The following is a 20,891-nucleotide window of genomic DNA, read 5'->3' as shown; positions in this document are numbered from 1 at the left end:
AAGAAAATATGATGAAATCATTATCAAAATTAAAACCAGCGCAAGGTATTTGGTTAACAGAAACAGACAAGCCTGAAATGGGACATAATGATCTGTTAATTAAAATTAAAAAAACTGCTATTTGCGGTACTGACATTCATATTTACAATTGGGATGAATGGGCGCAAACCACAATACCTGTCCCTATGGTTGTTGGACATGAATATGCAGGTGAAGTGGTTGGTATTGGCCAAGAAGTCAGAGGTTTCGCGTTAGGCGATCGTGTTTCTGGTGAAGGCCATATCACGTGTGGTCATTGTCGTAATTGTCGGGGTGGCCGAACCCATTTATGTCGTAATACTGTAGGTGTGGGCGTTAATAGAGCTGGTTCGTTTGCAGAGTACCTTGTTATTCCAGCTTATAATGCTTTTAAATTACCAGATGAAATTTCTGATGATTTAGCCGCTGTGTTTGATCCATTCGGTAATGCCGTACACACAGCATTGTCATTTGATTTAGTGGGTGAAGATGTATTAATTACAGGAGCAGGTCCTATAGGTATTATGGCTGCCGCCGTTGCAAAACATGTGGGTGCTCGCCATGTAGTGATCACCGATATTAATGAGTACCGTCTTAACTTAGCTAAAAAAATGGGTGTAACACGCGCTGTTGATGTTTCAAACGAAAGTTTAGTTGATGTGATGAACGACTTAGGTATGACCGAAGGATTTGATGTTGGTATGGAAATGTCAGGTGTACCAATGGCTTTCACTAGTATGTTAGACAACATGAACAATGGTGGTAAAATCGCAATGCTTGGTATTCCAGGTAAAGAAATGGCCATTGACTGGAGCCAAATAATTTTTAAGGGCTTAACCATAAAAGGTATTTATGGTCGTGAAATGTTTGAAACTTGGTATAAAATGGTTAGTCTTATACAATCAGGTTTAGATTTATCACCTATTATTACCCATCATTATGCTATTGATGACTTTCAGCAAGGGTTTGATATGATGCGTTCAGGACAATCAGGTAAAGTTATTTTAAATTGGGAGAAATAGTGTCAGATAACCAAGAAACATTTAAGCACATGCAAGTTGATGATTTGCACAATGTGCTTAATGACAATACGCACGTGGTGGTAGATATTCGTGATGAAACATCATTTGCTAACGGCCGTATTATTGATGCCTTGCATTTAACGAATGAAAATTTAGCTGACTTTTTGCGAGAAGCGGATCCTGACGTACCCGTAGTTGTGTGTTGTTATCACGGACATTCTAGTCAACAAGCGGCACAATTTTTAGTTAGCCAAGATTTTACTCAAGTCTATTCGCTTGATGGCGGCTTTACTCAATGGCAATTACAATACCCTGACCAAGTGTCACGTTAAGAGTTAAGTCGTCATGTTTGAACCTAAACACTCGCTGCCTTTAGTGCAGTTAGAGCATCACAACATTGCGTTACTTCTTGTAAATTATTTGCTCACACTTGGTATTGAGGCTTACGTTGTTACTGAGCCAGTAGATAAGAATATAGCTCAGAGTAAACAGGGACACACAGTTTATTGTCAGGAAGATAAAATAGATGAAGCCAAAACTGAATTTGAACACTTTATTAAAAACCCATTTGATGAAAAGTATCAGCAAGCAGCTTGGCAACATGGTGAAACGGTTACGCTCAGTAATCAAGACTCTGCGCTATTAACAAGCTTTAAAGATAACTTTCTTGCTCATGCAGGCATTATCACTTTATTGGTGTTTGCTTTTTGTTGGTTGGTGTTTATTGGTAGTAATTTAGGTTGGGCTCGTTCATTATTTACTTTATTACAGTTTTATCCTTCTTTATCTTTAGATATTTTGATCACTGAACCTTGGCGTCTTCTTAGTCCAGCTTTTTTACATTTTTCTTTATTACATATTGTTTTTAATACTATGTGGTGGTGGCAACTTGGAGGCAGCATTGAAAAAACATTAGGTAAAGGGGCGCTCCTTAACTTATTATTAATTTCTGCTATTGCTTCAAACTTGGGACAGTTTTTTGTTTCTGGGGCTAATTTTGGTGGTTTGTCTGGTGTTGTTTATGCTTTAGTGGGTTTTGTATGGTGGTATGGTTATTTAGCGCCTGAAAAAGGCTTGTTTTTGTCTAAACCTATTATTGTTTTTCTCTTATTTTGGTTAGTGCTCGGTTTTGCTGATCTATTACCTGTAAACGTTGCTAATACAGCCCACTTATTAGGATTGATTTCAGGGTGTCTGTTGGCACTATCTAGTGTAAAAAGTGCTAAAAAGTAGTATGAAATCATTATAAAACTGTTAAAATAGCTTGTTTAATAATTAAACTCACTTCACTTAAAATGGAAATTAACTCATGAAAAAGCTGCTCAGCTTAACAACAGTACTTTTAACCTCTCCTCTTTTATTTACATCTGCGTTTGCTAATGAGCAACCTTTAGCAGAAGATCTTGTTGGTAAATTTTACGGTGGCGCGCATTTACTTCGTATCGATACGGATAGCGACCGTAAACCTTCTGAGCCTTTGAGAGCGTCAGATCCTTACGCAACGTCAGATCATGGTAGTGGCTTTGGTGGTGAAATAGGGTACCGTTTTAATGAATCTACTGAATTTAGATTCTCTGCAAGCCAAATTAACTTAGATAAGCATTATAGCTCTTTTGATAAGCCTTATGTTGCTGGCATCGATGCCTTATATTTTCCAACACAACAAAACTTTTACGTGTTAGGTGGACTTGGTTATTTAGATATTGGTCAAGAACCTTCTGTAGGTGCTGGTGCTGGTTATCGTCATTACCTCAATGAACGTACAGCTATTTATTTTGAAGGAAAAGGTCACTTTCAATTTTCTGGTGACTACAAAGATACGGCTCTTCGTTTAGGTTTTATATACTTTTTTGGTGATGAATCAAATTCTTATCCAGTTAAAAAAGAACGCTCAGTACTTGATAAAGCAGCAGCCGTAGGCGCTTCTCTTGTTGCAGCTGTTACTTCTTCAGGTAATGATGCGGATAATGATGGTGTTTCAGATAAAAATGATCAGTGTGCGAATACGCCAGTAACAGATAAGGTAGATGAAAAAGGCTGTACTATCTTTAGTGAAGAAATAGACAGAGTAGAGCTTATTGTTAACTTTGATAACAATAAAGCTATTGTAAAAGCGCAATATTTATCAGAAATTCAAAAAATGGCTAATGTGCTAAAAAATTACCCTGAACTATCACTAGTTATTGAAGGCCATACGTCAAAAGTGGGTAGTGCTGCTTATAACCAAAAAATATCGCAACAACGTGCTGAAGCGGTTGTTGATGTACTGGTTAACCGATTCAATGTCAGCAGCGATCGATTAACTGCAGTAGGTCATGGCGAAGAGCGTTTAATTGATTTAGGTGATACGAGCGCAGCTCATGCAAAAAATCGACGTATAGAAGCAAAAGTTGAATTAAGTAAAAAAGTACCTGTTAGCAGATAAAGTTAGTTTATTTTAATTAATGCTAAAAATGTATAAAGCCAAAGAACTATCTTTGGCTTTATTGTTTCTGTACTTGTATGGTTAGTTATCTAACCATTGAGTGAATAAAAGTTTTTTGATCAAAGGTTGTCCCGTTTCTTTGACCAATAAGGCTTTAACTTCTTCCTCACATTTTAATTGTATTTCAGCACGACCTTTAAGTGATTTAACCGTTTCTTCAGGTTGCCTGCCAATAATATCAATAATAGCATCGCGCAATAGCGGTGAATGATGTTCGACTATTTCAATATTATTTCTGGGCACCATTAATTCAACAGTTAAACGTACATAACCCATTTTTTTCTTGACAGTAATATAATTCGTAACTATATCAGGCTCAAAACCAAAGTATGCGAAATCTGCGGCTCTAGTAGTAAGTGGTATTGATAAAAAAGTTACAATTAATAAATATTTAAACATAAGGTTACTTCTTCAATGAAAGCAATAGTCAGACATATTACTTATCATAACCTGAAATAGAATATTTTCCTGAAAAAAATTACTTTTTTTAGTGTTTTGCTCACTGGGTAAAATGAGTTCCTTTAAAAACAATGTTATTATCACTCTGGTTTTAATTTGGCTTTTAGTTTATGAATTTACAATCATTGTTTCCCGTTACTTTGTCTACCCATTGGCATAATGCTAAAGAATTTTATTTACACGATAATTTAAAGCGTTGGCTGCTTGATCCCAATTCACTGACTGCGCGTTTAAAATCTCATTGTCATCAGTTTAGAGTTGAATTACTTGGTCAGCGCGTTGAAGTTTGTCAAGAAAGTGAAGCCGTTGCACTTATTTCTCATGGAGAAAAAGTATTGGTTCGCGAAGTGTTACTTTATTGTGATGATAAGCCGCAGGTTTTTGCGAGAAGCTTATTACCTTTATCAAGCTTAACGGGAACAGAACGCGCATTGGCTAGTTTAGGTACTCAGTCGTTAGGACAAGTGCTTTTTAATAATCCTTCTCTGGAAAGGCAGGCAATTGAAGTGGCTGAATTTGATGCTACAAGCACCGTTGTAAAAATGGCTAAAAAATTAACGCTTTTTGATGAATCAAATGCTTCAGAAGAGTCCCTTTGGGGGCGGCGTTCGATATTTGTCTTAGAAGGCAAACCATTAATGGTGGCAGAAGTTTTTTTACCAGGCGCTATTGCATACAAAATATCAGAAAGGTCAGGGGCTAGGCATGCATAATAAATTAATGCAAAAATGGCAGGCAATTAAGCTAATTACCCGTATGGATAAGCCTATTGGTACTTATTTATTGTTATGGCCAACCTATTGGGCATTATGGATTGCCAGTGATGGCTGGCCTAATTTTTATTTACTTATTGTATTTAGTCTTGGTGTTTTTGTCATGCGTAGTGCAGGTTGTGTGATTAATGATATAGCTGATATGCATGTTGATGGAAAAGTAGAACGCACAAAAAACAGACCGTTAGTTTCGGGTTTAATGAGTAAAGATGAAGCCCTTAGCCTGTTTGGATTGTTGATTGGTATTGCTTTAGGGTTGGTTTTAACATTAAGCTGGCTAACTATTTATTGGTCTGTGGTTGCATTACTGCTAGCTGCGTCATATCCCTTTATGAAGCGTTATACTCAATTACCTCAAGTAGTACTTGGCGCAGCATTTAGTTGGGGAATTGTTATGGCATTTTCAGAAGCTCAGGGTGAAATTCCAGTGATCGCTTGGTTAATATTTTTGGCAAATGTGTTATGGACAATTGCTTACGATACTATGTATGCTATGGTTGACAGAGATGATGATATTAAAATTGGTGTAAAATCAACGGCTATTTTATTTGGAGACCACGATAAACGAATTATTGGTTTTATACAATTATTGGTACTGGGTATATTGTTTACTGTGGGTGACATATTAGCTTTTGGCTGGCCTTATCAATTAAGTTTGGTTATCTCAGCAGGTTTATTTAGTTATCAACAGATATTAATTAGTAATCGAGAACGAGATAAATGTTTTCAAGCTTTTTTACACAATCATTGGGTAGGGATGGTCGTTTTTATTGGTATATTTATTGAGTATTTATAATTGAATTGCTTTATTACGTTTAACAATATGGGCAAATTAGCTATCAATTAAACCATGGTTAACTGCATATCGAATTAAATCAGCTAAACTTTCTATTTGTAATTTAGTTTTTATATTTCGCCGATGAGCTTCAACTGTACGAAAACTTATCCCTAGCATTTTTGCCACTGCTTTGTTAGATAATCCCTGAGCAATATAAGCTAATATTACTTGTTCTCGGGTGGTTAACTTTGCTTTTTCCTCTTCTTCTTCCTGTGGGTTATCAGCTAATGCAGTCGCAATTGATGGACTAAAATATATTTTCCCTGATGCGACAGCTTTGATAGCCGCATACACTTCAGCGGACCCCGTATCTTTTAAAATATAACCTGAAGCACCTGCTTGCATGGCACTGTTAACAAACTCTAAACTGTCATGCATACTGAAAATAAGTACTTTTGTACTCGTCAACTGCTCAGTAATAATTTCAGTCGCATCAATACCATTCATATCTGGCATGCTTATATCCATTAGAATAACGTCAGGTTTTAGCTCAAGTGCTTGAGACAGGGCACTTTTACCATCTTGTGTTGTACCAATAATATTGATGTCAGGATAATACGATAAACAAGCCGTTAAACCATCTTGAACCATGGGATGATCATCAACAAGCAACACGGATGTTGCTGCTGAATTAGTTACTGAAATTGGCATACTGTTTCCTTTTACTTTTCTACAGGGTCAGGTTGTTTATAATATCAGTTTCTAAGGTAGTACTCGCTTATTACTATTTGTTTGAGCGTTGCTATTGAAATAGTAAGCAAATACATGGGTAGGAATATTCGCACTAATGCTGGTGCCTTTCTTTGAGGTACACACTTTAAGCTGTCCGCAGTGATATTCAATACGTTCGGTTAAGTTACGTAAACCTATACCAAAAGATTCAAGAGGCGCCCCTGCTTTGTTTTTATTCTTGTCGTTAAAACCAATACCATTGTCTGTTATGGTTAAGGTAAGCCATTTATTTTCAATTGCCAAGTCAATAGTAATATGTGTTGCTTTGGCATGCTTCTCAATATTAATTAATGACTCTTGTACAACGCGATAAAGGCTAATATTAATATTATCGGGCAACAGTTTTCTGAGTTTAGGCTTGGTAAAGCTAATTTCAATTTGCGTTTGTTTAGAAAATTCTTTAGCCAGAGCTGCAATGGCTGCTGATAATCCTAATTCATCAAGTATTCTAGGGTGTAAATTATGAGATATTCGTCGTACTTCTTGTATGGCAATACTTAGATTTTTTTCTGCCTCGGCTAAGGGTTTAGGTTTTTCTTGTTTAGTGTGCTTTAAAAATATTGTGGTTGCTTCAATAGAATATTGTATAGAAACAAGTATTTGTACTATACCGTCGTGTAATTCACGGGAAATGTGTCGGTGTTGATCTTCTTGCAGGTTGACAATTTTTTGTCCTAATTCATTAATTTTTTTATCGGCTTTCTTCTTATTACTTAGATTGATCACCAAACCTAACAAAAAAATAATGAATATTGAACTGAGAGAGATAATTAGAATAATTTGTTTGGTTTTATTAATATACTGATCAATTTTCTGCTGGAGTGAAGCCAATTGTTGATTAACATCGTCAAGATAAACCCCTGTCCCTAACATCCATTGCCATTCTTCTAAGTAAGTTGAATAACTCATTTTATTTGATGTGCTTTGGCTGGAAGGTTTACTCCATTGGTATTGAAGAAAACCACCGCCAGCCTTTGCGTTACTAATTAACAGTTGAACAATTTTTGTTCCGTTATCATCTTCTAAATCCCACCAACTTTTTCCAATTCTATAGGATTCTTTTGGGTGTGCGATGTTGATTCCCTGATCGTCATATGCAAAAAAGTAACCGTCATCACCGTTGTATAATAATTGGTTTAGTAAATTTTGAATGGCTGCTTGCTGGGTAGTTTTTTCATTTTTGTCAGCAGGGTGAATGTGTTTAATTGCAGCCTGCGCGAGAGAAGTATAATTCTGTAATTCTTGTTTTTTCTGGTTCATTAAAAACGTTTTTAATGTCTGTAAATTATAATTTGACAGTGCGCGATATTCACTACTAATAAAAAAAAAGATGACAATAGACGTTAATATCACTTGGATAACCGTAATATAAAAGAGGCGTAAGGGTAAAATCATTCAATTAGTCACCATAAAAAAAGCATTATTTATCATTACAAATTTAGCTATAAATCACTAGTAGCAGAGCGATTTATTATAACTACGACTTTAGTCTTACGTGTTTGCACGGATAGCTATACATTGATATTTATACTATTGTGGTTAGATGCTACTAAGCATGAGTAGGATAATATGAAACAGTTAAAAAATAATAAATAACTAAATTACAATAAGTTAAAGGAAAATACAGATGAAAAAATCAATTTTTATAAAGGCGGCACTTATTGTGTCGCTTGGGCTATCTTCACTAGGCTTGTCTAGTGTAGCGATGGCTGAAGATGGTAAAAAATATCGTTGGAAACTGGCTGAAACTTGGGGGCCAAACTTTCCCGTATTTGGTGATACCACAAAAAATATGGTGAAAATGGTTAAAGAAATGTCAAACGGTCGTTTAGACATTCGTATTGATTCATCAAATAAACACAAATCTGCTTTGGGTATTTTTGACTTTGTTAAAAGTGGTCAGTATCAAATGGGTCACTCTGCTTCTTATTATTGGAAAGGTAAAAACTTCAATACTATGTTTTTTACCACGGTTCCTTTCGGTATGCTTGCTTCGGAGCAATATGCTTGGTTCTACTACGGTGGCGGCATGGAGTTAATGAAACAAGTCTATGATCAATATGGCATATTATCATTTCCTGGTGGTAATACTGGTAACCAAATGGGCGGGTGGTTCAAAAAAGAAATCAATAGTGTTGAAGATCTTCAAGGTTTAAAAATGCGAATTCCAGGTTTTGCGGGTGAAGTTTTAGCAAGATTAGGGGCAAAACCAACAAATATACCCTCTGGTGAGTTATACACTGCATTAGAGCGTAATACTATTGATGCCTTAGAATGGGTAGGCCCTTCATTAGATTTACGTATGGGTTTCCATAAAATAGCGCCTTATTACTACACGGGCTGGCATGAGCCTGGCACTGAATTACAATTTATGGTTAATGAAAAAGCGTTCAATTCTTTGCCTAAAGATTTACAACAAATTTTAACCGTTGCCATGAAAGCAGCAGCGTATGATATGTATGCTCAATCTATGCATGAAAGTGGTGAAAATTTAGCAACGCTACAAAAAGATTATCCTAACGTTAAAATGCGTTCTTTTCCAAAACCTCTAATGAATAAAATAAAACAAACTAATGATGAGTTATTAGCTGAGTTTGCTGCTAAAGATCCAATGACAGAGAAAATTTTAAAATCATTAAATGATTATAAAGATAAAGTTCGTGCATGGACAAACTTGTCTGACAGAGCTTATCTTGATAACTTTGATGCAAAGTAGTTAATCACTTAAGTTAGTTAAGGGTTTGATTTAAAAATCAAATTAAACTCTTAAGTTTTTTTGCTAAGTAACCTAGGCGCGGTTTTTAACCGCGCCTTTTTTAGAAAATATGAGTTAAACATGAATGCTAGCCTGAAGTTAATTACAAAAATTATTGATGCATTAGGGAATCTCTGTAGCTTTTTAATGCTACTGATGATTGCCAATGTTTTTTATGACGTTATCATGCGTTACTTTTTTAATGACGTAAACATAGGTATGCAGGAGCTAGAGTGGCATTTGTTTGCAGCGATGTTTATGTTTGGTATTGCCTATACATTAAAAGAAGATGCACACGTACGAGTAGATATTTTTTACGATGTTATGTCACCTAAAAAAAAGGCAATAATTAATATTATTGGTTCGGTATTTTTTGCTTTACCCATTACCTTATTAATACTTTATTATGGTTATAGCTATGCGTTAGACGCATATAATCTTGGCGAAGGCAGTGGCGATCCTGGTGGTTTACCACACCGCTGGATTGTACGTGCTGTTATTCCTCTTTCATCTTTTTTCTTAGTTCTATCTATTTTTCATGTGTTGTTGAGTAATATTCAAGTACTGCGAGGCCAGCAAGTCGTAGAAAAATCTCATCAGGGAGAATTGTAATGACTGGTTTAGTACTTTTTGCTATCGCCTTAGTGTGTTTATTTTTCGGTTACTCCGTTGCGTTCACGTTTGCTGGTGTATCACTCATTGTTGGGGTTGCTGTTCTCGGTGTCGATTTATTTGAGTTTATGCCATATCGCATTATGGCGATTATGGAAAATACTATTTTAATGGCTGTGCCCATGTTTATTTTTATGGGTATTGTGCTGCAAAAAACAGGCTTAGCTGAGCGGTTATTAGAGTCGTCAGCCAAGCTCTTTGGTGGCATTGCTGGTGGTGTTGCCGTATCTACAATTATTGTTGGTGCCTTGTTAGCTGCATCAACAGGTGTTGTTGGTGCAAGTGTTGTTGCCATGGGGGTTATTTCTTTACCTGTCATGTTAAAGAATAATTATCACCAACCAACGGCTGCAGGTGTTATTTGTGCCTCGGGTACGTTAGGGCAAATTATTCCTCCCTCTATCATCTTGATTATTTTAGGTGATGTGATGGGCGTTCCTGTTGGGGACTTGTTCCGAGCTGCGGTAATACCAGGTATGATGTTAGTGGGTTTCTATACCTTATACATTTTAATTTTAGGCAAAGTTAAACCTGAATTTATGCCACCCATTGAGGTAACTGAGAATAAGCGTGAATTATTACTGCAGGCATTAAAAGATGTTGTGCCACCACTAGTGCTTATTCTTATTGTACTGGGTTCAATATTCGCAGGTATAGCAACGCCAACTGAATCATCAGCTATTGGTGCAGTAGGTGCGATCATACTTTCAATATTTTATGGTAGCTTTTCTTTTCCTAGAATGCATGAAGTTTCAAAAGAAACAGTAAAAGTAACGTCAATGGTTTTTGCTGTATTAATTGGCGCAACTGCTTTTGCCATGGTATTTAGTTACTCGGGTAGCGAATACCTGATTGAAGACTTTTTTATGGATTTACCTGGCGGAAAATGGACATTTATCGCGTTAGCAATGTTGGCCATATTAGTGTTGGGTTTCTTTATTGATTTTATTGAAATAGCTTTCTTAGTGGTACCTATTTTATTACCTGTAGCTATTGCTTTAGATATTAACTTGGTATGGTTTGCCATTTTAATTTCAATGAATTTACAAACCTCCTTCTTAACACCGCCTTTCGGATTTAGTTTATTCTACTTAAAAGGGGTTGCGCCTAAATGGATGAAAACAACCACGATTTATAAAGGAGTTATACCATTTATCGCCATGCAAATATTAGTATTACTGTTGGTGGTACTGTTCCCTGAATATCTGATTATTGCTTGATTTTGGCAAGGTTAATTTAGCAAGGTATATACTAAATTAACCTTATTTTTGTGCGAAGGGATTATGAATTGTTTTGGTGATCATCTGGTAGATATTTATAACCAGTAATCATGGCTGAAACCAAAGCGGTCTTTTCCCTTCTTTCTGCAATAAATACACCTAAAATATGCAATGGAATCAGAATAATAAGCCCATAAAAAGCATAAACATGTGCAGTAATAAAAGGCTTTCTGATATCACGCATTGCTTTGTAAGCAGCTTCATCTACATTCACCTTTGAATAAGGCTTAATTGCATCAATATCTTGCTTATCAACGGCGATACTTTGAGCAAAGTATTTTCCAAAAGGTGGGTAATATATGTCTGTACCCGCAATAACTAATCCAGAAATCGCTTGTGTTAACATTAAAAAGAATAAAGCAAAAACCATTAATTTACCGGCCGGATTATGGCCTTTATAGGTTGATTGTTTATGCTGCTTGAAATCAACCAACTCCTGTTGGAAACCTTTACTAAAGGGTAAAATCTTTTTCCAACGCTCGTGGTCTTTACCAGTAAAACCAATGATAAATCGAATGAATAAGTTTACAGCAAAGACATACCCGATAATTACATGGATTGTTTTTAATAAAATTTTACCGTCAGTGCTAACACCAAATAATTTAGCATTTAAAATAATCATTCCCACGAAAATGAGTAGCGTGATAGCAATGACATTAAGCCAGTGAAACACTCTTATTTTACTACTCCACACAAAAACTTGCTCGCGTTTACTGGCCATATTAAGCCCCTTTTTTGTTATTTAAAATTGAAATAGAACAACGCTTTAAAAATAATACCAATTTGATTAAATTTCTTCCCAACTCAGAGCTTCATTAGCGAGCTTAGAACAAGGAAAATTGATTAAACATAGTTACTCTATATTTCTTCAATTTTGTGATGTTATCAGTTTGCTAATGAGCTCCCAAAGGGCGAGTTTAAAAGGCTCATATGCGGCGTTATTGATTTTGACAAGGGAATGATCATTCTCTTCAATCAATGCCTTGCCTCTAAGCCTTTTAATTCTCGCTGAGTGGGCAAGAACTTAATCAACTTGGTATAACATAGCGTATAATGCTAGTGTAGCTGTTTATTTGATTTACATCATTAGACATACGCTAGGTTTTATTGTTTTTAATTTATTTATATCTTTATATCAGGGTACACTTGTACCATGAATAGGTAACTTTTTGATAATAGAGCGAGAACTGCTAATATTTCAAAATTAAAACAAGCATTATTGATCTCAGATGATAATTTGAGACATATTTCGGATGAAATGAAGAATGCACGCAATGAATACAGCACGGTAATTAAAAATCAATTCAAACAATGGTCGTTAACACCTAGCGATTCTATATTTCTTCAATTTTGTGATGTTATCAGTTTGCTAATGAGCTCCCAAAGGGCGAGTACCTAATAAAAAGTAAAGGCTTAAGTTTTAGAGAAATTAGCAGTGTCAGAATACAAAAGAAAAAACTGTGCGACAACAAGGCTCTATTATTTATAGTAAAGCGAATGTTGAAGGCCGTTATGAGTTTGCCGCATGGTTTTTAGCTGATTCTATGTAGCTGTTTTAGATTGTAACAGCTACATAAAAATGCAACGCTTATTGATTGATTTCTATAACCACACGACCACGTACTTTACCAGCGATCAAATCATTGGCAACGGTAACAACGTCACTTAAGCTGATATTAGTAGAAATATCTTCTAATACTTGAGGGTCAAGAGTTAGGGCTAGACGTTTCCATGCTTCTATTCTGTCTTCTAGCGGGCGCATTACACTGTCGATACCTGCTAACGTTACACCACGCAAAATAAACGGTGCTACTGTGGCAGGTAAATCCATGCCTTGAGCTAAACCACACGCAGCAACAACGCCTCCGTATTGAGTGCCAGCACAAACATTGGCTAATGTATGGCTACCAGCTGAATCTATTGCACCCGCCCAACGTTCTTTACCTAAGGGCCTACCTGGCTCTGATAGCGTATTACGATCAATTATTTCTGCAGCACCTAGTTTTTTTAGATAATCAGATTCTTCAAGCCTACCAGTAGAGGCCACAACCTTGTATCCTAATTTTGCTAAGATAGCGATTGAAAAGCTGCCTACGCCACCGTTAGCGCCAGTAACTAAAATGTCACCTTTATCAGGTGTAATACCATTTTTTTCAAGCGCCATGACACATAGCATTGCGGTATAACCTGCGGTGCCAATAGCCATGGCTTGACGTGGTGAAAAAGCTTTAGGTAAGGGGATTAACCATTCACTTTTTAAGCGCGCTTTTTGAGCCAAGCCACCACAGTGAGTTTCACCTACACCAAAACCATTAAGTAAAACGGTATCACCTACATTGAATCTGTCACTATCGCTGTGCTCAACTGTACCCACAAGATCGATACCAGGTATCATAGGGAAAGATCGCACCACAGGCCCTTTGCCTGTAATGGCTAATGCATCTTTATAATTAAGGGTGCTATGAGAAACATTAACGGTAACATCACCTTCTGGTAATATGCTTTCATCAATGCCTTTAACGGTTGATCGATAACCTTGGTCATCTTTTTCGATTAATATACCTTGGAACATAGTACTCTCCTTATTTAGACTGATCGTCTATAAATGGTGAAAAAAATTTATTTAGGTAATGTCGTTACAAAGTAAGTAAAGAAATTATCTAAAGGTTTGTTGTTTTGTTGTAATTTTGCACGACTTACTGCACCTTCCCAGCCAATCCAAAAAAATTCAGCTAATAAATTGCAATCGGCAGTGTTTGACACTTCATTCTGTTTTTGGGCTTCTATAAGGCATTTAGCTATGCGGTGCTGCCAGTTATTAAATATATCAATTAATTGTTGTCTAAAGCTTATGGGTAATAGATCCACTTCTTGACCAAGGTTTCCTACTAAACAACCACGTTTGAATTGATGGCGAGCCATACCCATTTTAGCGCCTTCCACAAAATTATATAAGCGGGTTAGTGGCGAATAGGATTCATCTAATAAATAAACATCTAATTTACGAGCAAAGTAATTGGCGTAACTGTCAATAACTGCCTGACCAAAGGCTTCTTTACTCGCAAAGTAATGATAAAAAGAGCCCTTTGGTACATTAACCTTTTTCAAAATTTGGTCAATACCTGACGAAGCAAAGCCACATTCAGTAAGTTGTTCAAGACCACTGCGAATTAATTCAGCTTTAGTATCGTGATTTTCACGTATTACTTTTGGTGGTCTACCACGACGTGGTTTTGATATAGGTAAATTCATTTTTATATAATAGACCGATCGTCTAATTAAATGCAAGCTATTTTTAAAGTACTAGTTTATTGAGTGTTAAGAGGTTGATGTATTATTGGCTGGTTAGTTTTGGGTGTGAGCTTAATCTATTGACTTTTCAATTGAATAGCGCTCCAATGTCATTAACAAGTGTCTAGGTTCATCGTGTTGAAATACACCACGATAGATGTACTAACAACTGATTAAAATTTGCTAGCGCCAAGGAATAATATGCCAAATTCATGGTTACAATTAACGCAGTTTTTATACGAATGGTTCGCCTTTTTGTTTATTTGGCTAATAGCGCTTGTCGTTATGATAATAGTGGTGATGTATGTTATTGATAAATACCAAACTAAACATGCAATTAGACGGAACTACCCTGTTGTAGGACGATTTAGGTATTTTTTTGAACACTTAGGTGGTTTTTTTAGGCAATATTTTTTTTCAATGGACAGAGAAGAATTACCTTTTAATCGCGCTCAACGTACTTGGATATACAAAGCAGCCAAAAATATTAATAGCACCATTGCTTTTGGATCAACTAGAGACATAAAAAAACTCGGTAATATTTCCTTTGTTAATTGCCCATATCCTAGTTTAGGTAAAAATGTTGAGCTTCCTAAATCAATCACTGTGGGTAGCCAATGTAAATCGCCTTGGACCACCTCTGCCTTTTTTGGTATTTCAGGTATGAGTTATGGCGCAATCTCTAAACCTGCCGTGCAAGCACTTTCATATGGCGCCGCAAAGGCTGGAATATGGCTAAATACAGGGGAAGGCGGATTATCGCCTTATCACTTGCAAGGTAATGCCGATATTATTTTTCAAATAGGCACGGCCAATTATGGTGTTAGAGACAGCGACGGTAATTTAGATAATGAAAAATTGTTAAAAATTGCTAGTTATGAGCAAGTAAAATTATTTGAATTAAAACTGTCTCAAGGCGCGAAACCTGGTAAAGGAGGGATTTTACCTGGCAGTAAAGTGAGCAAAGAGATTGCTGAAATACGAGGGATACCAGAAGGGCATGATTCTATTAGTCCGAATCGACGGGTCGATGTTTATGACAATGCGTCCTTATTAGAAAAAATTCACCATATTCGTCAGGTTACGGGTAAGCCAGTTGGTTTTAAAGCTGTCTTTGGTTCACCTGATTGGATAGAAGAACTGTGTTTTTTAATCAAGAGTAAAGGGAATGAGTTTGCGCCTGACTTTATCACAATAGACAGTTGTGATGGTGGTTCTGGTGCAGCACCGATGACATTAATGGATGATGTTGGCATGAGTATTAAAGAATCATTACCTATATTAGTTAACACATTAATTAAACATGGATTAAAAGAGAATATAAAGGTTTTTGCTTCTGGCAAATTAGTTAACCCAGCAGATGTCGCTTGGGCGCTTTGTGTTGGTGCTGATTTTTGTAATTCAGCGAGAGGTTTTATGTTCTCGTTAGGTTGTATTCAAGCATTACAATGCCATCAAAACACCTGCCCTACAGGGGTTACAACACATAATAAAAAACTACAAAGAGGTCTTGTCGCAAAAGATAAGTCGGAACGCGTTGCGCATTATGCCAAAAATATGATGCATGCTGTTGGCATGATAGCTCACTCTTGTGGGGTAAATGACCCAAGAGAATTAAATAGAAATCATGCCAGAATTGTTATTGAAAATGGTAAAACAATTTCAATTAAAGATTATTGATCAGGCAGTTGTTCGTCTAAGGTTTTCAAAGAACGGAGGAATAGCCCCAATCCTCCCATGGCTAACACCAAAATAACGATTAAATCAAACGAGGTCATGGACCTAAATGAAAAACGAATTGAAGAAATCACACCAAAAATTAGCGCGGTAATAGAGCCAATTGATAATAGCCAGCCTATAATGCTTTTGCCGTTATAAAAAATCAGACCAATACCAAACATAAAAGGTATTATTACCATACCGCTGGTTATATTATACTGGCCACCCATCGTCGAAAACCCGTATAGGCGCATGCCCATACCAAAGCTTGAACTAACATGAATGGCATTGAGTAACATATAAAATCCACCACACATCATGATCAGGCCAATAAAAAATTGACCTAAACCGCCCGAGGTTCCACCTGCTCCTTTCATATTGATTGAGTCCTTAAATATAGTTGAAAAGCGCTGTTATTTGAAACTATCATATAATTATTAGTTTATAAATGTCACTAGTAAACGCTATGAAATTATAGTGCTCAATAAAATATAATTTACGAACTAAGTGCTTACTTTTGTTTATATTATGCTTTTTTGACAAGGTGAGGCTTGATAAAATAAAACTTAGGGTTTTATTTTTTTTGAGAGTATGGGATATTAATCTTAATGGTGCATACATCATTGATAATTTAAATTAGGAGATTTCATGAAAAAATTAATTGGTTTAGCTTTATCTATTGTTGTTCTTACCGCTTGTGCGCCTAAAATAGGCAGCGAAGAGTGGTGTGCGGCGATGAAAGAAAAAGACAAAGGCGAATGGACAGCAACAGAAGCTAAAGATTTTACTAAACACTGTATCTTTTAAAGAAAACGACAAAGTGCTTAACAAATTTTAAATTAGCAGGGAACAGAGTATTTAAAATTCTGCTCCTGCTTATTTTTTTAGTTTTTTTCATGCACCTCAATACTATACAAATCATGACGTCTATCACGCATGGTATGTACCGCACCATGATTGTGTAATTGTTTAAGTAAATCAATATTCACATCCACAATAACGGTCATCTCTGAATTTGGCGTTGCCTCCGCTTTAATACCCGTAGTTGGAAAGGCAAAATCAGCGGGCGTAAACACCGCAGATTGCGCATACTGAATATCCATATTGTTTACTTTAGGTAAATTTCCTACTGCCCCAGCAATTGCCACATAACATTCATTTTCAATGGCCCTTGCCATAGCACAATGACGTACTCGGGTATAACCATTTTGCGTATCAGTTAAAAAGGGCACAAATAAAATATTCATACCTTGATCAGCTAAAATTCTTGCGTACTCTGGAAATTCAACATCATAACAAATCATAATGCCTATTTTCCCACAATCGGTGTCAAATACTTTAAGGTTGTTTCCACCCACCATAGACCAGCTGCTCACTTCTGCTGGCGTAAGGTGAATCTTGTCGTAACGTTCCCATGAGCCATCACGACGACATAAAAAACCAGAGTTATACAGGCTTTCATCAACAAAAAATGGCATGCTACCAGTAATAATATTAATATTATAAGTGATGGCTAATTCAATAAATTTATCTCGAATTTGTTCAGTATATTCAGCTAATCGGCGAATACTTTCTGTTAACCGTAAATGATTAAATGCGGCCATTAACGGGGCGTTGAATAATTCAGGAAACATGACAAAATCACTTTTGTAATCTGAAACCGCATCAACATAAAACTCCATTTGATCAAATAAATCATTAATACCTTTCATTGAACGCATTTGCCATTGCACTAAACCTAACCTAACTTCTGAGCGTGGCGCATTGATTAGTTTGACATTCTTAGTGTAAAAAATATTGGGCCATTCAAGTAAGGTTGCATACTCTAACGATTCTGTATCGCCAGACAAATAACCCGTGAGCAACTTACGTACATAAAAGTCATTGGCCAGTTGAAAGCTTAAAACGGGATCATACAACTCTTTAATTTTTACTTTTTCTATGTATTGTTTTGCCGACATTGTACTCGCATGCTTGGCATAATTTGGCATGCGACCACCCGCGATAATGGCGCGTAAATTCAAATTTTCACACAACTCTTTGCGAGCATCATACAAACGCCTTGCCAAACGTAAACCTCGATATTCAGGGTGAATGAATACCTCAATACCATACAAAGAATCCCCTTTGGGGTCATGATTATCAAAGGTCATATTACTGGTAATTTCGGCATAGGTGTGTTCATCACCAAAATTTGCATATTCAATAATGAGTGAGAAAGCACAGCCGACAACGATACCATCAACCTCTACACAAATTTGACCATCAGGAAACTTAGTTAATAACGCTTTCACTGTGGGTTCATCCCACGTTGACAATTCTTTATTAAGGTAAACCGACTCGCTTGCTTTACGTAGTTCAGTCATGTCTTGTAAGGTTAAATGACGAACGATAACACTATTAGCTTCCATAAATATTCCTAGAAGTATTGATATTGCCACATTGTCTGCCAGTACTGGCGTAAAAGGCAATCAAATCTTAATGATCAAATCAAAATAATTGTAAATATTAGGTGAATTTAGCTTTGTGAAAACCTGATTAATAGCAATATTTTTAGATAAAAAATATTGCTATTTCATGCGTGTATGGCATAAAGATACTATTAAATATTTGCTATTAATTAAGATAGCAACAGTAGAAGCTTGTTTTAAAGCAAAGAATAATTGTATTTTTTCCGTCATTATCTTTATTGCTCAAAGAAATAGTAAAGGAAAAGTCTGTTACTAAATCTTGCTTAAGATGCAGCCCAGACATGGTATTGCGAAAAGTCACTAAAGGTAAAAACGCAGGCAATGAATTTTGGGGATGCAGTGCATTTCCTAAGTGCAGGAAAACAATTAAAAATTAGAGGGATATATGTATCTAGATAAATTAGTAACGAAGGGTTTTCGTTGTTTTGATGATACTTTCATTGTTGAGTTTAATAGTGGGTTAAATGTGATTGTTGGTGAAAATGGCGCGGGAAAAACCGCCATAATTAGCGCTATTAGACAGTTGTTTATTGATTCTGAATCTGGTCGTTATGCCGTTAGCGAGGTCGATTTTTATCGTGCATTTAAGGAGGAATCAAATGCTTCAAATGAATTTACTATAAAAGCTCATTTTGATGAGCTAGACGGAGATGAGAAAGTAGCATTCCTTCATTGGTGTGATGAGAAGGGTAAGGCATCTCTAAACTTACAAGTTGAGAATAAAGAAATTAGAGGGCGTTATAAGCGTGCTTTATGGGGTGGAAAATCAAAAACAACAGCTTTTGAACCTGAAACTATAGACCTTATCCATTGTATTTATCTACCTCCTCTTAGAGATGCTGAATCAAAACTAATCAATGGAAGACAATCGCGTTTATCAAAACTTTTAAAGGCGTTAAGCAAAAGAGAAATCGACAAACTCCGAAAAAATAAAGAACAACACCCTTTAGAAAAAAAGGTAGTGGAGTTTAATCAAGAGTTAGCTGAGAGTGATGACTTTGGGATTAAAGAAGCCAATAAATTAATTGTTGATAGTTTAAAGAAATCAATAGGTGAAAGTTTTGGGCAAAATACACTCATACAATTTGTAGAATCTGATTACACAAGGATTGTGGAAGGTTTAAGGTTATTGTTTTTCCCCGATCTGACGGAACAAAAAAATAGTACATTTAGATCTCTGCAAGAAAATAGTCTTGGTTATAATAATCTTTTATATATTGCTTCTATATTGGCTGAATTAACTATTGATGATGTTGCTGGAGAGGTAAAAGAAAGTTATTTTAAGCTACTCTTAATTGAAGAGCCAGAAGCTCATCTTCACCCTCAATTGCAAGTACGACTACTTAAACATATTTCAGATGTTGCAAAAACCAAAAGTGTTCAAGTTATCGTTACTACCCACTCTACAGTATTGGCATCTTCTATTGATATTGATTCAATAATTCATTTATCGAATAGTAAGCCAGCAATAGCAACCCCATTAAGAAACTGTGATCTGCCTGATAACAGTAAACAGTTCATCAATCGTTGGTTAGATGTAACTAAATCAAACTTATTGTTTGCAAGTGGCCTAATTTTAGTTGAAGGCATTGCAGAACAAATGCTACTTCCTCTGTTGGCAAAATCTATATTGAAAGACCAAATTAAAGGACGTTGTAGTCTTGAAGATTTAGGTGTTTCGGTCATAAACCTTAATGGAATTTATTTTAAACATTTTATGAGGTTATATTGCAACCTCACTGATCAGGATAAAGAGGTGGATCAAGCAGGAGTAAATATTCCTATTCGTTGTGCTGGGCTAACAGATCTTGACCCCGCGAAAAGCAAAACGGAAAAAGATGAAAACGGTGAAGAAATAAAAATCATAATTAAGCCTCATGATGGAGACATTCATAAAGGGACAAATCATGCATTAAAGCTAGTTGATACAATCAGTGAATCAGATTTTTCTCGCCTTTTTGTGAGCGAATATAAAACTCTTGAATATGATTTAGCAATGCAAGGAAATAATATACCTGTAATGGCTCAAATCATATACGACCTCTGGCCCAAGGAAGGTGGAGTAAAAAGAAGTCTGAAGCCTTTTCTTAAGGGGGATTGGACTGATAAGCCTTCTAAAGAAAAAGCTAATGCGGCACATATTATATTAGAAAGAGTTGATGACGATGAAATAGGGAAAGGCCAATTTGCTCAGGTGTTGGCTGATAAACTCGCATGTTCAGAAGTGGTTATAGATGTTCCTGAATATATTGCTAAAGTGTAGTAGCTCAGACCTGATCTGACAGTTACCCGATTTTTAGGGTGCCTTGTCAGCTTAGATTTGAGCTAAATTCTTTTCGGCCCAAATCGATTTCCCATCAAGTAATGTTTCTAGTG

Annotated in this window: 20 protein-coding genes and 1 pseudogene; 13 read left to right on the top strand and 8 right to left on the bottom strand. The window is 36.1% G+C overall.

Annotation, left to right across the window (positions count from 1 at the left end; genetic code table 11):
- Positions 1 to 11: 11 nt before the first annotated feature.
- From tdh to ACE1OF_RS09860, 4 genes are all read left to right on the top strand, one after another.
- Positions 12 to 1,040 (top strand): L-threonine 3-dehydrogenase, encoded by a 1,029-nt coding sequence (gene tdh, locus ACE1OF_RS09875; RefSeq protein WP_448894235.1) that lies wholly within the window; start codon positions 12 to 14, stop codon positions 1,038 to 1,040.
- Positions 1,040 to 1,372 carry a thiosulfate sulfurtransferase GlpE gene (gene glpE, locus ACE1OF_RS09870; RefSeq protein WP_448894184.1) on the top strand — a complete coding sequence of 111 codons (333 nt, stop codon included), beginning with the start codon at positions 1,040 to 1,042 and terminating at the stop codon, positions 1,370 to 1,372. The genes tdh and glpE overlap by 1 nt, the downstream gene beginning before the upstream one ends.
- A gap of 13 nt (positions 1,373 to 1,385) precedes the next feature.
- Positions 1,386 to 2,273: a rhomboid family intramembrane serine protease GlpG gene (gene glpG, locus ACE1OF_RS09865; protein WP_448894183.1), complete on the top strand. Its 888-nt coding sequence runs from the start codon at positions 1,386 to 1,388 to the stop codon at positions 2,271 to 2,273.
- Between the two features lie 76 nt (positions 2,274 to 2,349).
- Complete coding sequence (locus tag ACE1OF_RS09860) at positions 2,350 to 3,465, top strand: OmpA family protein (RefSeq protein WP_448894182.1); 1,116 nt, start codon at positions 2,350 to 2,352, stop codon at positions 3,463 to 3,465.
- 81 nt (positions 3,466 to 3,546) lie between these two features.
- Here ACE1OF_RS09860 and ACE1OF_RS09855 read toward each other — a convergent pair whose 3' ends face one another.
- Positions 3,547 to 3,924 (bottom strand): flagellar basal body-associated protein FliL, encoded by a 378-nt coding sequence (locus ACE1OF_RS09855; protein WP_448894181.1) that lies wholly within the window; start codon positions 3,922 to 3,924, stop codon positions 3,547 to 3,549.
- Positions 3,925 to 4,094: 170 nt separating this feature from the next.
- On the opposite strand from ACE1OF_RS09855, the gene ACE1OF_RS09850 reads away from it, so the two are divergent.
- Together ACE1OF_RS09850 and ubiA are read left to right on the top strand one after the other, a co-directional pair.
- Complete coding sequence (locus ACE1OF_RS09850) at positions 4,095 to 4,697, top strand: chorismate--pyruvate lyase family protein (RefSeq protein WP_448894180.1); 603 nt, start codon at positions 4,095 to 4,097, stop codon at positions 4,695 to 4,697.
- Positions 4,690 to 5,553: a 4-hydroxybenzoate octaprenyltransferase gene (ubiA, locus tag ACE1OF_RS09845; RefSeq protein ID WP_448894179.1), complete on the top strand. Its 864-nt coding sequence runs from the start codon at positions 4,690 to 4,692 to the stop codon at positions 5,551 to 5,553. The genes ACE1OF_RS09850 and ubiA overlap by 8 nt, the downstream gene beginning before the upstream one ends.
- Positions 5,554 to 5,589: 36 nt before the next feature.
- Here ubiA and ACE1OF_RS09840 read toward each other — a convergent pair whose 3' ends face one another.
- Together ACE1OF_RS09840 and ACE1OF_RS09835 are read right to left on the bottom strand one after the other, a co-directional pair.
- A complete protein-coding gene (locus ACE1OF_RS09840; protein WP_448894178.1) occupies positions 5,590 to 6,246 on the bottom strand; it encodes a response regulator in 657 nt (218 codons plus the stop codon).
- Between the two features lie 51 nt (positions 6,247 to 6,297).
- The gene (locus tag ACE1OF_RS09835) at positions 6,298 to 7,722 is read right to left on the bottom strand and encodes a cache domain-containing protein (protein WP_448894177.1); all 1,425 of its coding nucleotides are present in this window, start codon (positions 7,720 to 7,722) and stop codon (positions 6,298 to 6,300) included.
- A gap of 232 nt (positions 7,723 to 7,954) precedes the next feature.
- Between ACE1OF_RS09835 and ACE1OF_RS09830 the strand changes: the two genes are divergently transcribed.
- From ACE1OF_RS09830 to ACE1OF_RS09820, 3 genes are all read left to right on the top strand, one after another.
- A complete protein-coding gene (locus ACE1OF_RS09830) occupies positions 7,955 to 9,043 on the top strand; it encodes a TRAP transporter substrate-binding protein (protein WP_448894176.1) in 1,089 nt (362 codons plus the stop codon).
- Positions 9,044 to 9,163: 120 nt separating this feature from the next.
- On the top strand, positions 9,164 to 9,694 hold the full coding sequence (locus tag ACE1OF_RS09825; protein WP_448894175.1) for a TRAP transporter small permease subunit: 531 nt from the start codon (positions 9,164 to 9,166) through the stop codon (positions 9,692 to 9,694).
- A complete protein-coding gene (locus tag ACE1OF_RS09820; protein WP_448894173.1) occupies positions 9,694 to 10,974 on the top strand; it encodes a TRAP transporter large permease in 1,281 nt (426 codons plus the stop codon). The genes ACE1OF_RS09825 and ACE1OF_RS09820 overlap by 1 nt, the downstream gene beginning before the upstream one ends.
- A 61-nt stretch (positions 10,975 to 11,035) precedes the next feature.
- Here ACE1OF_RS09820 and ACE1OF_RS09815 read toward each other — a convergent pair whose 3' ends face one another.
- On the bottom strand, positions 11,036 to 11,755 hold the full coding sequence (locus tag ACE1OF_RS09815; RefSeq protein WP_448894172.1) for a cytochrome b/b6 domain-containing protein: 720 nt from the start codon (positions 11,753 to 11,755) through the stop codon (positions 11,036 to 11,038).
- Positions 11,756 to 12,438: 683 nt separating this feature from the next.
- Here ACE1OF_RS09815 and ACE1OF_RS09810 point away from each other — a divergent pair.
- Positions 12,439 to 12,584: pseudogene (locus tag ACE1OF_RS09810) on the top strand (helix-turn-helix transcriptional regulator); the annotation flags it as partial.
- Positions 12,585 to 12,622: 38 nt separating this feature from the next.
- Here ACE1OF_RS09810 and acuI read toward each other — a convergent pair.
- Both acuI and acuR read right to left on the bottom strand, forming a co-directional pair.
- Positions 12,623 to 13,606, bottom strand: a complete 984-nt coding sequence (acuI, locus tag ACE1OF_RS09805) for an acrylyl-CoA reductase (NADPH) (protein ID WP_448894171.1) — start codon at positions 13,604 to 13,606, stop codon at positions 12,623 to 12,625.
- A 47-nt stretch (positions 13,607 to 13,653) separates the two neighbouring features.
- Positions 13,654 to 14,286 carry an acrylate utilization transcriptional regulator AcuR gene (gene acuR, locus ACE1OF_RS09800; RefSeq protein ID WP_448894170.1) on the bottom strand — a complete coding sequence of 211 codons (633 nt, stop codon included), beginning with the start codon at positions 14,284 to 14,286 and terminating at the stop codon, positions 13,654 to 13,656.
- Positions 14,287 to 14,526: 240 nt separating this feature from the next.
- Here acuR and ACE1OF_RS09795 point away from each other — a divergent pair, with 240 nt between their 5' ends.
- Entirely contained in the window at positions 14,527 to 16,005 is a 1,479-nt protein-coding gene (locus ACE1OF_RS09795; protein WP_448894169.1) for an FMN-binding glutamate synthase family protein, read from the top strand.
- Here the strand turns inward: ACE1OF_RS09795 and ACE1OF_RS09790 are convergent.
- Positions 15,999 to 16,421 (bottom strand): hypothetical protein, encoded by a 423-nt coding sequence (locus ACE1OF_RS09790; RefSeq protein ID WP_448894168.1) that lies wholly within the window; start codon positions 16,419 to 16,421, stop codon positions 15,999 to 16,001. The two genes, ACE1OF_RS09795 and ACE1OF_RS09790, sit on opposite strands and share 7 nt — an antisense overlap.
- Positions 16,422 to 16,692: 271 nt before the next feature.
- Here ACE1OF_RS09790 and ACE1OF_RS09785 point away from each other — a divergent pair, with 271 nt between their 5' ends.
- Complete coding sequence (locus ACE1OF_RS09785) at positions 16,693 to 16,851, top strand: DUF3012 domain-containing protein (RefSeq protein WP_448894167.1); 159 nt, start codon at positions 16,693 to 16,695, stop codon at positions 16,849 to 16,851.
- 77 nt (positions 16,852 to 16,928) lie between these two features.
- On the opposite strand, the gene ACE1OF_RS09780 is transcribed toward ACE1OF_RS09785, so the two are convergent.
- Positions 16,929 to 18,455, bottom strand: coding sequence for a GNAT family N-acetyltransferase (locus tag ACE1OF_RS09780; protein ID WP_448894165.1), 1,527 nt, complete (start codon positions 18,453 to 18,455; stop codon positions 16,929 to 16,931).
- Between the two features lie 445 nt (positions 18,456 to 18,900).
- Between ACE1OF_RS09780 and ACE1OF_RS09775 the strand changes: the two genes are divergently transcribed.
- The gene (locus tag ACE1OF_RS09775; RefSeq protein WP_448894164.1) at positions 18,901 to 20,778 is read left to right on the top strand and encodes an ATP-dependent nuclease; all 1,878 of its coding nucleotides are present in this window, start codon (positions 18,901 to 18,903) and stop codon (positions 20,776 to 20,778) included.
- Positions 20,779 to 20,891 lie beyond the last annotated feature (113 nt).

Source organism: Colwellia sp. E150_009 (genome assembly GCF_053543955.1).
The sequence above is the reverse complement of the archived record's forward strand: the minus strand, read 5'-3'. Positions and strand labels throughout refer to the sequence as shown.